Below are 12,681 nucleotides of genomic sequence, written 5' to 3'. Positions count from 1 at the left end.
GACAATCATCCGAACACGAAGGATTCAGCCATGACTCAACCGTTGGTGGTATTCGACAACGTGGTTAAACATTTCGGTAGCTATCAGGCTGTCGAGCGTATGAACCTGGAGATTTACAAAGGTGAGTTCGTCGCGATCATGGGGTCGAGCGGCTGCGGCAAGACCACAACGCTGCGCATGCTCGCGGGGCTGGATAAACCCAGTGAAGGCGAAATTCGTCTTAACGGTGAGCGCATCAATGATCTCTACTCCTGGGAACGGGAGACGCCGCTGGTCTGGCAAAACCTGGCGCTGTTCCCGTTTCTTGACGTGCTGGAGAACGTCGAGTTCGGTCTGCGAATGAGAGGGATGGCCAAGGCTGAGCGACGCAAGAAGGCACTACTGTGGATTGAGCGGCTTGGATTGGAGGAGTTCGCCACTCGCGATATAAGCCTGCTCTCCGGTGGCCAGCGGCAACGCGTGGCGTTGGCGCGCTCGTTGGTCACCGAACCGCCGATCCTGCTGCTCGACGAGCCCCTGAGCGCCCTCGACGCTCATCTGAGTGTGCGCATGCAAGGCGTGCTGACTGGACTGCAGAAGGACCTGGGTATCACTTTTGTCTACGTCACTCACAGTCAATCCGAAGCCTTTGCAATGGCCGATCGAGTAGTGATCATGAGTCGAGGCCGGGTCGAACAGATCGGCTCGCCGCAGGAAGTTTTCCTTGAGCCTCACAACCGCTTCGTTGCCGAGTTCGTTGGCGGTAAAAACATCCTTGATTGCACTGTCGTTGGCTTCGACGATAGCGGTTTGGTTTGCCTCGATTCGCAGCACGGTGGATTCCTGGCGCGGCTGCCGGAGGGTAAAACCGTTGTTCCCGCTGAGCGCGTTACGGTCTGCGTAAGCGCCGAGCATATCGACCTGACCGCGCAGCCTATGCGACGCAACCGGCTGAACTGCACCGTCATCGGTGAAGAGTTCATCGGTTCGATGGTCAACATTTATCTCGAAGCCAGCGGCGGGCTTGAGTTGCAGGTGCAGAAACGGCATGCCGATTACAGCTTGCTCGGCGTGCACTGCGGGCAAAAAATCTTCGCCGAGTGGGATGGCGCGCATGCACTGATTCTGCGTGGGGACTGACTCGTTGGCTTGCAAACAGGCGTGATAATGCAAGCGCACCACTTGAATCGGCAGTGGGCCAATGGGCAGTCAGCAACTCGGGTTCTTCGAGGGTGATTTTGGTCCATGAAATGGATTCCCCCTACTTTTCCCCCCACTGGCTGTTGCTGGACTCTCGTAGCGCAGAGGACCACTGGGGCTCAAGTAAATACTCGCTTGTGAAAATCCAGAGGAGGATTCTCTTCTGATCAGTCAGCTGATTACTGGGCTCCAAAGGTCTCTGCCAGTCAATCAGAAACTGCTCTGGGTAGGTGGCGAAGGTTACCCCTATGACAGGTCGCGATTTCTGATCACCTCATTGGAATTGCCTGCCAATTCAGAAGTGCTGGCGGCAAGCCCGGAACAGCCATGCGTGGGGCTGACGTTGAAACTCGATCTGCGCATGCTGGCGGAGCTGATAACGCAAAGTGACTTGCCGCCAACCCGTGATCGACCGGTTGCGAAGGGGGTAGGAATTGGTTGAGTGACCCCCGCGATGCTGGCGTCGTTCGAGCGTTTACTGGCACTGCTCGATGAGCCTGAGTCCATCCCTGTTCTGGCCCCCTTGATTCAGCGCGAGATTCATTACCGTCTCTTGCAGAGTGATCAGGCGAGCCGGCTTCGACAAATAACGTCTGTCGATGGCCAGGGGTATCGGATCGCGAAAGCCATCGATTGGCTGAAGTTGAATTACACCTCGGCGCGTCGTGTCGATGAGCTTTCGGCTCGAGTGCGGATGAGCGCGCCGACCTCTCACCTCTTTAGCCAGGTAGCTGAGTGTCATGTGACGTGTAGACCCATCACCTGCTGTAATATGCAGCGCCGATCCCACTAAGAGCTTTGAAAATGGAATTTCACTCGATTCTTGCTTTTACCTTGGTTGCTGCGATTGCCATTGCCAGTCCAGGGCCTGCGACCCTGATGGCGATCAACAACAGCCTGGCCCACGGACAGCGCAGCGCAGTGTGGTCGTCCCTTGGTAATGCCAGTGGCCTGTTCTGCCTGTCTGCCGCTGCCATGCTGGGCCTGGGGGCGTTGCTTGCCAGTTCCGAATGGCTGTTCAATGCGGTGAAGGTCATCGGTGCCGGCTATCTGTTCTACCTGGGTGTCAGGCAGTTGTTCAAAAAGAGCCCGATGCTCGTGGACGGTATGCAGGATGGTTCGAAGAAGAGCAGGCCCACGCGCTTGAAGTTGTACAAGTCGGCTTTCCTGACGGCGCTGACCAACCCTAAGGCGACGATGTTCTTCACTGCGTTGTTCCCGCAATTCATCGACCAGAGTGCGACGTTGCTGCCGCAGTTCCTGATCCTCACCTCGATCTTCATGGCGTTGTCGGTTGCGTCGCTGAGCCTGTATGCCGCGCTTGCCTCCCGGGCCAGGGGCGTGCTGACGCGGCCTGACTTGTCCCGGTGGGTCAGTTGGGTGGTAGGGTCGACCTTCATCTGCTTCGCAGCAGCCATCCTGACCCTGCGTCGACAGACTGCATAAGATAAGGTTCTTCACGGAATCCGGGGGGAACACATATATCGAAATATCCGTAGGAGCAGCCTCTGGCAGCTCCTACAGGGAAACGCGTGCGCCACCAAACTACGAGGTCGAGCGTGAGCTCGCCTTTTATGCGCCGCATCGTCCCTCAAGCGAAGTTTTCCGGGATTACTTGATTAGCGATTGGCGCAACCGCAGATAGCTTTTTGAAAATACAAATATCTTCAACCTGGGATGCAAAAAAGGCTCTAAATTTACGCTTTTTTTACGGTGGCTTTTGTTACTCGCAACGATACTGGCTGGCAAAACCGACATTGCTTTTATGCCTCATATCTCTCAATTTCTACGTTATTACCCTCAAATTTCCTAAGGGTTTTCGACGCTGCTTGCAGGGGAGTAGAAGGTGGCGTGGGGCTGTCGCAGGCCCTTCGGAAAGAGTGAGCACTTGGCTGTGCAATTTGCTGCTCATCTGAAGTCGATGGCGGTTTCACTGAAGTCCACCGGCCTTGAAATCTCACGGAATGCGTTTTCGGCCCTCAATACTCGAGACGTAGAAAGTGAGCGAAACAGCGATCCATGCAATTGAAGAACCCCATCGCAAAACTTCAGCGGTGGGACTGCTCATCGCAGCTGTCGGAGTGGTGTACGGAGATATCGGCACCAGCCCCCTGTACACCCTAAAGGAAGTGTTTGCCGGTCACTACGGTGTCCAGGCCAACCACGATGGCGTGCTGGGCATTCTGTCGTTGATCTTCTGGTCGTTGATCTGGGTGGTCTCGATCAAGTACGTGCTGTTCATTCTGCGCGCCAACAACCAGGGTGAAGGCGGGATCATGGCGCTGACGGCATTGGCCCGTCGGGCGGCAGCCCCCTATCCGGCTATGAGTAAAGTACTCGTTCTGCTTGGCCTCTTCGGTGCGGCACTTTTCTACGGGGACAGCATGATCACCCCGGCTATCTCGGTGCTCTCTGCGGTTGAGGGGCTCGAGCTGGCGTTTGACGGAATAGAGCACTGGGTGGTGCCTTTGTCATTGATCGTGCTGGTGGCGCTGTTCTTGATACAAAAACACGGCACGGCTCGCATCGGTATTCTGTTCGGCCCAGTGATGGTGCTGTGGTTTGTCGTGCTGGGTGTGCTGGGGATCTATGGCATTTCCCAGCGACCGGAAGTACTGCAAGCGCTCAATCCATACTGGGGAGCGCATTTTTTTATCGCCCATCCGGGAGTCGGTGTGGCCATCCTTGGTGCAGTGGTACTCGCGCTGACGGGCGCCGAAGCACTGTATGCCGACATGGGGCACTTCGGTCGCAAACCCATTGCCCGCGCGTGGTTCATTCTGGTTTTACCAGGGCTTCTACTCAATTATTTTGGCCAGGGAGCCTTGATCCTGGAGAGCCCGGAGGCGGTGCGCAATCCATTTTATTTGCTCGCGCCGGGCTGGGCGCTGCTGCCGATGGTCGCACTCTCCACACTGGCGACCATCATCGCTTCTCAAGCCGTGATCTCAGGCGCATTTTCCCTGACCCACCAGGCCATCCAGCTTGGGTATGTCCCTCGCATGTTTATCCAGCACACCTCCAGCCAGGAGCAGGGGCAAATCTACATCGGCACGGTCAACTGGGCGTTGATGGTCGGTGTTGTGCTGTTGGTGCTTGGTTTCGAGTCTTCCAGTGCTTTGGCCGCTGCTTATGGGGTCGCGGTGACGGGCACCATGCTGATCACCACCATCCTGTCCTCGGCCGTCGTCCTGCTGCTATGGAAAACCCCTCGCTGGTTGGCCATTCCGATGCTGCTCGGTTTTCTGCTGGTAGACAGCCTTTACTTCGCGGCCAATGCTCCGAAGATCTTTCAGGGTGGTGCGTTCCCGGTGATTGCCGGCATTGGCCTGTTCATTTTGATGACCACCTGGAAACGGGGTCGCAAGATCATCGTTGAACGACTGGATGAAACCACGCTGCCTCTACCACTGTTCATCGGCAGCATCCGTACGCAGCCTCCTCATCGGGTACAAGGCACGGCGGTATTTCTGACAGCCAGGGCCGATGCCGTTCCGCATGCGCTGCTGCACAACTTGCTGCACAACCAGGTTTTACATGCGCAGGTGGTATTGCTCACCGTGGTGTCTGAAGACAGCCCTCGCGTTAGCGCTGAACGGCGGTTCGAGGTTGAAGCCTATGGTGAAGGGTTCTTCCGGGTCAGTCTGCACTTTGGCTTTATAGAGGAGCCCGATGTCCCCTTGGCGTTGAGTCTCTGTCACTTGGCCGAGCTGGACTTCAGCCCGATGCGCACCACCTATTTCCTGAGCCGGGAAACGGTGATCCCGACCAAGCGCATCGGTATGGCCCGATGGCGAGAAAGCCTGTTCGCGTTTTTGCTGAAGAATGCCAATAGCAATCTGAAGTACTTCAAATTGCCATTGAATCGGGTAATAGAGCTGGGTACACAGGTTGAGATGTAAAGCGTCATTGAGTATGCCTTCGAGCGACCCTGCGGTTGCTCGAAGGCCCCCTGGTTACTTCAGGTTGCCGCTGAGGAACTGCTGCAGACGCTCGCTTTTCGGGTTACCCAATACGTCCTCGGGCGCACCCTGTTCTTCGACCCGCCCCTGGTGCAGGAACAGCACCTGGTTCGACACTTTGCGCGCAAAGCTCATTTCGTGGGTCACCATGATCATGGTGCGGCCTTCTTCGGCCAGCCCCTGGATCACCTTGAGTACTTCGCCGACCAGTTCCGGGTCCAGGGCCGACGTCGGTTCATCGAACAGCATGATCTCCGGTTCCATGCTCAGGGCACGGGCAATGGCGACCCGTTGCTGTTGACCACCCGAGAGAAACGCCGGGTATTGATCGGCCACCCGTGCCGGCAAACCGACCTTGTCCAGGTAGCGCCGGGCGCGATCCTCTGCGTCCTTCTTGCTGACGCCCAGCACCCGGCGTGGGGCCATGGTGATGTTCTCGAGTACGGTCATGTGGCTCCACAGGTTGAAGTGCTGGAACACCATGGCCAGGCGAGTGCGGATGCGTTGCAGTTCATTGGCGTCAGCCACGCGCATGCCGTGGCGGTCATGGACCATTTGAATCGGCTGGTTGTCCAGGCTCATGGCGCCGTCATTGGGCGTTTCCAGGAAGTTGATGCAACGCAGAAAGGTGCTTTTGCCCGAACCACTGGCGCCAATCAGGCTGATCACATCGCCGGTCCTGGCGTTCAGCGAAACGCCCTTGAGGACTTCATGGTTGCCATAACTTTTGTGCAGGTTTTCAACGGTCAGTTTGTACATGAGCAAGCATCCTGAATTAGTGAGCCGGGCCGAGGAAAGACAACCAACGGCGTTCAGCCAGGCGGAACAGGCCGACCAGAGAGAAAGTGACTGCCAGGTAGATCAACGCGGCGATGCCGAACGACTGGAAGGTCAGGAAGGTCGCCGAGTTGGCGTCCCGTGCGACTTTCAGAATGTCCGGGATGGTCGCGGTGAAGGCCACGGTGGTCGAGTGCAGCATCAGGATCACTTCGTTGCTGTAGTACGGCAACGAACGACGCAGGGCCGACGGCATGATCACGTAGGCATACAGCTTCCAGCCGGTCAGTCCGTAAGCCTTGGCCGCTTCGACTTCACCGTGGGCCATGCTGCGGATTGCCCCGGCGAAGATCTCCGTGGTGTAGGCGCAGGTGTTCAGGGCGAAGGCCAGGATGGTGCAGTTCATCGCATCGCGAAAGAACGCGTCCAGCACGGGCTGAGCACGCACCGCGGCCAGGCTGTAAATGCCGGTGTAACAGATCAGCAGTTGGATATAGAGCGGCGTTCCGCGAAACAGGTAGGTGTAGAACTGCACCGGCCAGCGCACCCAGACATTGTCCGAGACCCGGGCAATCGACAGCGGGATCGACATCACGAAGCCGAAGAAGATCGAGGCGCTGAGCAGCCAGAGGGTCATGGCCAGCCCGGTGATGTGATTGCCGTCCTGGAACAGGAAAGGTTTCCAGTACTCCTGTAGAAGTTCGATCATCGCACGGCCTCCCGGGTACCTGCGGCGTAGAAGATTTCCATCCGGCGCAAGACGTAGTTCGAAACGGTGGTTATCACCAGATAAATCAAGGCGGCCAGAATCAGGAAGAAGAACAGCTGATAGGAGCTCTTGCCCGCGTCCTGGGCCACCTTGACCAGGTCGGCCAGGCCAATGATCGACACCAGCGCCGTGGCCTTGAGGATCACCATCCAGTTGTTACTGATACCCGGCAGGGCAAAACGCATCATTTGCGGGAACACCACCAAGCGAAAGCGCTGAGCGCGGGTCAGGCCGTAGGCGGTAGCCGCTTCCATCTGCCCTCGCGGTACGGCAAGGATGGCGCCACGGAAGGTTTCGGTGAAATAAGCCCCGTAGATGAAGCCCAGGGTAATGACCCCGGCACTGAACGGGTTGATCTCGATGTATTCCCATTCCATGAAATCGGTAAACGAGGTCAGCCAGGTTTGCAGGCTGTAGAAGATCAGCAGCATCAGCACCAGGTCCGGCACCCCGCGGATCAGCGTGGTGTAGGCCTGCGCAGGGACGCGCAGCAGTGCCGATTTCGAAAGCTTGGCGCTGGCGCCGATCAGGCCCAGGCCAACGCTCACCAGCAAGCACAGAAAGGATAATTTGACAGTCATCCAGGAGCCTTGCAGCAGCAGCGGGCCGAAGCCCTTGAGGCTGAAGCCTGACAGCCCCAGGATCATCAACAGGTTTTCTAGCATTGGGCAGCCCTACATCGATCAAAAAAGTGCCCATCCGCAAATGGGCGCAGGGTCATTATTTGCCGCTGTACAGATTCAGGTCGCCAAAGTGCTTCTGCTGGACGGCCGCATAGGTGCCATTGTCGTGCAGTGCCTGGATACCTTTGTTCAGCAAGGCCTGGAGCTCGGCGTTGCCTTTGGTGATACCCACGGCGGTTTTGGCTGGCAGCAGGGGGCTTTCGATCGGCTCGCTGACCTGGAAGTCGGCGCCTGGTGGCGACTTCAGGAAACCCAGTTCGGCTTGCAGCAGGTCCTGGATCGAGGCATCGAGGCGTCCGGAGATCAGGTCAGCGTACACCTGGTCCTGGTTGGCGTAGGCTTGGGTCTCTACCCCAGCCTTGTCCAGCACAGCCTTGGCGTAGGCTTCCTGGATGGTGCCCTGCTCGTAGCCGACTTTCTTGCCCTTGAGGGAGGCCAGATCGGTGCCGATGGCCACGCCTTTCTTGAATACCAGCGCGGTTGGGCCAGAGAACAGCTCGTTTGAGAAATCGATGACTTTCTCGCGCGCTGGCGTGGCGGTCATGGAAGAGATCACGCCGTCGAACTTGTTGGCCTTGAGGCCGGGAATCATGCCGTCGAAGTCGCTTTCGACCCACTTGCACTTGACCTTCAGCTCTGCACAGATCGCGTTACCCAGGTCGATATCGAAGCCCACCAGGCTGCCATCGGCGGCCTTGGATTCGAAGGGCGCATAAGAGGGGTCGACGCCAAAGCGCAACTCCTTGTACTCCTTGGCCAGCGCAGAACCGGCAGCTACACACAAAGCTAATGCAGAAAGGGTGAGAAATGCTTTTTTCATTATTTTATTCCCAGGGACCATCGAAAGCGCTTGTGACGCAAGAGCGCATGTACTGCTTGGCATAGTGTCTTATGCACACGCAAATACTTGTACAGACAAGCATATGCAATCACCCGGCCAATTCACGGATCGGGTGTTTGAGAAAACGCGTGAAGGGCTCTAGGATGGGCTTTGCAGGCAGGTGCGTGCAGGGGGAGGTAGCCTGCGAAGCTGTTACCAAAGCCGGTTTTTACACACGATTGGGGTATGCGGTAACAAAATGTGAGATTGAGGACGCCGATTTTTCCCGGCTCAATCCTTGATGCGCCAGCGGCATCGACGGTCAGAACCACGGAGTGTCATCGTAGGCATTGAGTGGTCATGTGTACGACGGGTTCGCCCCGGGGAACATGGAGCTATTAGTTGGGAATGTCGACTCGCCTCATGGAAAGTGAGGAAATGTCGACAATGTATTTGATAATGGCTATATAGGGACGAGCACAGCCGGTGCTAAGCTCCAGTTCAATCTGTAAGTTGACGAAGTGTGCAATTTTAGATGAAGTGAGCCAGGCGACGGCAAATGGAATGTGTGTATAACGGAACCTTGAAAATATTGCCGCTTTGTTATTACTCATCAATAAATATAATCCTGCAGATAAATGGGTTGCTGCAGCGAAAGTATATAAATAAAAAGTGGGCGGTCCTTCCCCGAATCAACCAGGCAAGTGCAAAAATCGAGCCCGGAACGCAAAGCATGGCCTACAGGTTGAAAGTGCCAGATTGAAATTGACGCGCGTGAACCGATAAATTGTTCGGCACCTCCTTGAGTTGCCTTTTCTAGGCTATGGTTAGTTGGGGTTGAGATTGCGCGTGGGGGTTTATTGATGCCCCGGGGGACGCCATCGACCACTTAATCCGAAGTGGTATCTATCAAGGTTGATTCATGAATATCAGAACGGCGATCTTGCCTGCCTCTGCGCTACTTGCCCTGTGCTGCCAGCAAGCCTGGGCCGGCGGCATCATGCTCTACGAAATCGGCACCGATAACGCCGGCCTCGCCAACGCCGGGGCCGCCGCCCGAGCCCAAGGCCCCTCGACCATCGCCAGTAACCCCGCGGGCATGAGCTACCTGCCGGGTACGCAAATCACCGCCGGCTTGCAGGTCCTGTATGGCGACCTGAGCTTCGACCGCGACTCCGGCACCAACACCCCGGGCAGCGGCAGTGGCAATGCCCTCGATCCGATCCCCGGCGGCAGTTTCTTCATCAGCCATGAACTGGACGAGCACTGGAGCGTCGGTTTCGGCCAGTACGGTGACTTCGGGCTGGCGGTCAATTACGACAACGACTGGTCCGGCCGCTACTTCGCGCAGAACGCCACCCTGCTCGGTTTGTCGCTGGTGCCGAGCGTGGCGTATCGCTTCAACGAGCAATGGTCGGTGGGCGTAGGCGTGAAGGCCATGTACGGCATATTGAAGGCAGACACCGCCATCGACCGCTCCCCCTTCGGCTTCACCGACCGCGCGGATGGCCAGTTCAAATACAAGGATGGCGCCTGGGGCTACGGCGCCAACGTCGGGGTGATCTATGCCCCGCAACCCGGCACGCGCATCGGCCTGACCTATACCAGCCAGGTCGACCTGGACTTCGAGGACCGGCTGGACGTGAAAGGCGACGGCCGTCTGCTCGAGCGCGTCAACAACACCAAAACCAAAATCGACACGACAGTGCCGCAGACGGTGACCCTGAGCCTGTTCCAGCAACTGGACAAGCAATGGGCCTTGCTCGCTTCGGCCAACTGGCAGGATTGGTCGGAGTTCGGCGAGATTGGAGTGGACGTCGATACCACCGCGTTGGGTGGTCAATCGACAACCATCGACGCCGGGTTCAAGGACACCTGGCACCTCTCGCTGGGCGCGCAGTACCAGGCCACCGAGCAATGGTTGTGGAACGTCGGCGTAGCCTACGACAGCAGCGCCGTGTCGGACAGCCACCGTAGCGTGATCCTGCCGATGAACGAATCCTGGCGCATTGCCACAGGCGCCACCTATGCGCTGAACAAGGACACCGATATCAACGTCAGCTGGGCCATGGTCTGGCTCGGCGACATGCCGGTGGAACAGACCAAATCCGTGTCGGGCGATCAACTTTCCGGTCAATTCGACAATGCCTGGATTCAAGCCTTGGCCGGCAACATGACCTGGCGATTCTGATGTTTTGTAAACGAAAGAACGACGATTTCATCCAAGGAGTAAACACCATTATGAATCTGTCCCGAAACCTGCTCATCGGTGCTGCACTGACCGGCGTCTTGTTGAGCGGTTGTACCTCGAAAGTCACTGAGCAAACCCAGTATTCCGGCTTCCTGGACAACTACAACAACTTGCAGGAAGTCAAAACACCCAGTGGTGGAACAGTGATGCGCTGGACCAGCCCGTCCTGGAGTTCGAATGCTTACGACACCGTGGTGTTCAACAAACTGGAGTTCTACCCGGCGCCAAAGCCTAATGAGCGAGTCAATCAACAGACGCTGACCGACATTCAGAACTACATGAGCAGCAGGGCTCAGGCCACGTTGAGTCAGAAATACCGTGTGGTGTCCAACATCTCATCCGCCCCGGCGGGTTCTCGGTCCCTGATCATGCGGGCGGCAATTACCGGGGTCAGTGCCTCCAACGAAGGCATGAAATGGTATGAAGTCGTACCCGTTGCGGCCGTTGTCGGCGCGACACAGGCCGCCACCGGTCACCGCGACCAGGACACCAACCTGTTCATCGAGGCCGAGCTCATCGATGCGAATACCAACCAGACCGTGGCCAGAATGGTGCGCAAGGTGTTTGGCACGACACTGGAAAATGAAAGCCAGCAGGTCACAGCCAAGGACTTCAAGGCTGCAATCGACAAGTTGAACGTCGATCTTTGGGCGTTCATCCGCAGTTAAGCCTCGTTTGAATCGCCAATAGCCATGGCGGTTCAAAAGTGCTCAAGCACAGGATTGCTGGCATGTACCCCTATTCATCGGATCGACTCTTTAGATTGCAAAGACCGTTACTTTTTGCATCTCTGGCCAGTGTACTTACGTTAAGCGCTTGTGCATCTGTCGATGTCCGGACGATCAGTGGGTTCGTGCCATGGAAACGATTCAACTACGCAAGCTAAACACCAATAACGAGGTATACCGCAATGAAATCAATCCTGTTCAAGTTGACGGTCACGTTGATGACTGTACTGGTCAGTGCCTGCTCCGTCGTAGGATCATCCGATGGCGGTGCCGGTGAAACCGAGATTCGCTCAGGCAAGATCGAGCAGATATCGTTAGCGCAGATGCAGACCAATCACGACAGTGGCGTCGGTGCCGTACTCGGCGGCCTTGGTGGTCTCGCTGTCGGCAGCTTGATTGGTCATGGCACCGGCCGCGATGTCGCCATGGTTGCCGGTGCTCTCGCCGGTGCTGCGGGCGGTAATTACGCAGAAAAGAAAAAGTATGACCAACCGATAGAGGCGCAACAGATCATTGTGCGAGTAAGAAACGGCGTGTTGGTATCGGTGACTCAGCCGATCAATCCGTCCTTGGGTAAAGGCATGAACGTTTACATCGAAGGTTCTGGCAATGATGCCCGAGTAGTACCGCAAGGCAGTTAAGGTTACTTGGGGCTTCTGCGCAACGCTGGTCGGTGCGAATCACTTCGGGTTTTGCAGACGCCTCGGTATTTGAAAATGGGTCCATCAACAGAGGCCCAGGTACAAGCCGCATTACGCTAAAGAATTAAAAATATCAATAAGCGAAGCCATGACCACATGATTACTCACGACAGCAATGCGCTCATGGCTATTGAGGTGAAAATGAACAGGAAGTTTAACAGGGGCTGGACCATGGCTGCGGCGGTCGTCGTCGTGGGTTCAACGCTTTTCACGGGGTGTGCGGGCAAGAACGATCCGATCGCGCAGGCCGACAAGGCGGATGTGGCCAAGGGCGTGGCCGCGCCGAGTCTGGAGCAGACCAAGGCGATCGCCGAGGAAGGCTTTATCTACGGTTTGCCGCTGGTCATGAACTACGCGGTGATGAACGAATTCGCGGTGGACGCCAAGTCCAGCCAGTTCAAGGCCCCCTTCAACCAGCTGTACAACGAGCATCGGGTTTCTACTCCTGCCGATACGGCCGTCATTACGCCCAACAGCGACACGCCGTACTCGATACTCTGGGCCGACCTGCGCGCCGAGCCGCTGGTGATCACCGTGCCGGCCGTCTCCAAAAAGCGCTACTACTCGGTGCAGTTGATCGACGGCAACACCTATAACTACGGCTATATCGGCAGCCGGGCCACGGCCAGCGCGGCCGGGAGCTACCTGATCGCAGGCCCCGACTGGAAGGGGGCGACTCCGCCAGGCATCGACAAGGTGTTCAGCTCCACGACGCCCTTCGCACTGACGCTGATCCGCACCCAGTTGTTCAATCCGGCCGACATGCCGAATGTCGAGAAGCTGCAGGCGGCTTACAAGATCCAGCCGCTGT

At 56.9% G+C, this 12,681-nt stretch carries 11 protein-coding genes and 1 pseudogene; 8 read left to right on the top strand and 4 right to left on the bottom strand.

What is annotated here, in order from left to right; translation table 11 throughout:
- Nucleotides 1–30: 30 nt before the first annotated feature.
- The 4 genes and pseudogenes from BSF44_RS11530 (at nucleotide 31) to BSF44_RS11515 (ending at nucleotide 5,081) form a co-directional block, all read left to right on the top strand.
- On the top strand, nucleotides 31–1,119 hold the full coding sequence (locus tag BSF44_RS11530; protein WP_095943617.1) for an ABC transporter ATP-binding protein: 1,089 nt from the start codon (nucleotides 31–33) through the stop codon (nucleotides 1,117–1,119).
- A gap of 271 nt (nucleotides 1,120–1,390) precedes the next feature.
- Nucleotides 1,391–1,894 (top strand): annotated as a pseudogene (locus tag BSF44_RS11525) (AraC family transcriptional regulator); the annotation flags it as partial.
- Between the two features lie 89 nt (nucleotides 1,895–1,983).
- Nucleotides 1,984–2,625: a LysE family translocator gene (locus tag BSF44_RS11520; protein ID WP_095943616.1), complete on the top strand. Its 642-nt coding sequence runs from the start codon at nucleotides 1,984–1,986 to the stop codon at nucleotides 2,623–2,625.
- A 554-nt stretch (nucleotides 2,626–3,179) separates the two neighbouring features.
- Nucleotides 3,180–5,081 carry a potassium transporter Kup gene (locus tag BSF44_RS11515; RefSeq protein ID WP_095943615.1) on the top strand — a complete coding sequence of 634 codons (1,902 nt, stop codon included), beginning with the start codon at nucleotides 3,180–3,182 and terminating at the stop codon, nucleotides 5,079–5,081.
- Between the two features lie 54 nt (nucleotides 5,082–5,135).
- Here the strand turns inward: BSF44_RS11515 and BSF44_RS11510 are convergent, their stop codons facing one another.
- The 4 genes from BSF44_RS11510 to BSF44_RS11495 are packed head-to-tail and all read right to left on the bottom strand — an operon-like array spanning nucleotide 5,136 to nucleotide 8,190.
- Complete coding sequence (locus BSF44_RS11510; RefSeq protein WP_007936956.1) at nucleotides 5,136–5,900, bottom strand: ABC transporter ATP-binding protein; 765 nt, start codon at nucleotides 5,898–5,900, stop codon at nucleotides 5,136–5,138.
- A gap of 16 nt (nucleotides 5,901–5,916) precedes the next feature.
- Nucleotides 5,917–6,627, bottom strand: a complete 711-nt coding sequence (locus BSF44_RS11505) for an ABC transporter permease (protein WP_095943614.1) — start codon at nucleotides 6,625–6,627, stop codon at nucleotides 5,917–5,919.
- Nucleotides 6,624–7,352, bottom strand: a complete 729-nt coding sequence (locus tag BSF44_RS11500) for an ABC transporter permease (RefSeq protein ID WP_095943613.1) — start codon at nucleotides 7,350–7,352, stop codon at nucleotides 6,624–6,626. The genes BSF44_RS11505 and BSF44_RS11500 overlap by 4 nt, the downstream gene beginning before the upstream one ends.
- Before the next feature lie 55 nt (nucleotides 7,353–7,407).
- Nucleotides 7,408–8,190 (bottom strand): transporter substrate-binding domain-containing protein, encoded by a 783-nt coding sequence (locus BSF44_RS11495; protein ID WP_095943612.1) that lies wholly within the window; start codon nucleotides 8,188–8,190, stop codon nucleotides 7,408–7,410.
- Nucleotides 8,191–9,112: 922 nt separating this feature from the next.
- Here BSF44_RS11495 and BSF44_RS11490 point away from each other — a divergent pair.
- From BSF44_RS11490 to BSF44_RS11475, 4 genes are all read left to right on the top strand, one after another.
- Nucleotides 9,113–10,381 (top strand): OmpP1/FadL family transporter, encoded by a 1,269-nt coding sequence (locus tag BSF44_RS11490; RefSeq protein WP_095943611.1) that lies wholly within the window; start codon nucleotides 9,113–9,115, stop codon nucleotides 10,379–10,381.
- A gap of 50 nt (nucleotides 10,382–10,431) precedes the next feature.
- Nucleotides 10,432–11,109, top strand: coding sequence for a DUF3313 domain-containing protein (locus BSF44_RS11485; RefSeq protein ID WP_095943610.1), 678 nt, complete (start codon nucleotides 10,432–10,434; stop codon nucleotides 11,107–11,109).
- Nucleotides 11,110–11,351: 242 nt separating this feature from the next.
- Nucleotides 11,352–11,810 carry a glycine zipper 2TM domain-containing protein gene (locus BSF44_RS11480; protein WP_095943609.1) on the top strand — a complete coding sequence of 153 codons (459 nt, stop codon included), beginning with the start codon at nucleotides 11,352–11,354 and terminating at the stop codon, nucleotides 11,808–11,810.
- Between the two features lie 231 nt (nucleotides 11,811–12,041).
- A partial coding sequence (locus tag BSF44_RS11475) for a DUF1254 domain-containing protein (RefSeq protein ID WP_141250022.1) occupies nucleotides 12,042–12,681 on the top strand: 640 nt, incomplete at its 3' end.

It is taken from the genome of Pseudomonas sp. ACN8 (assembly GCF_002303925.1).
GTDB lineage: Bacteria > Pseudomonadota > Gammaproteobacteria > Pseudomonadales > Pseudomonadaceae > Aquipseudomonas.
Note: the sequence above shows the minus strand (reverse complement) of the source record. Positions and strands in the feature narration are given on the sequence as shown.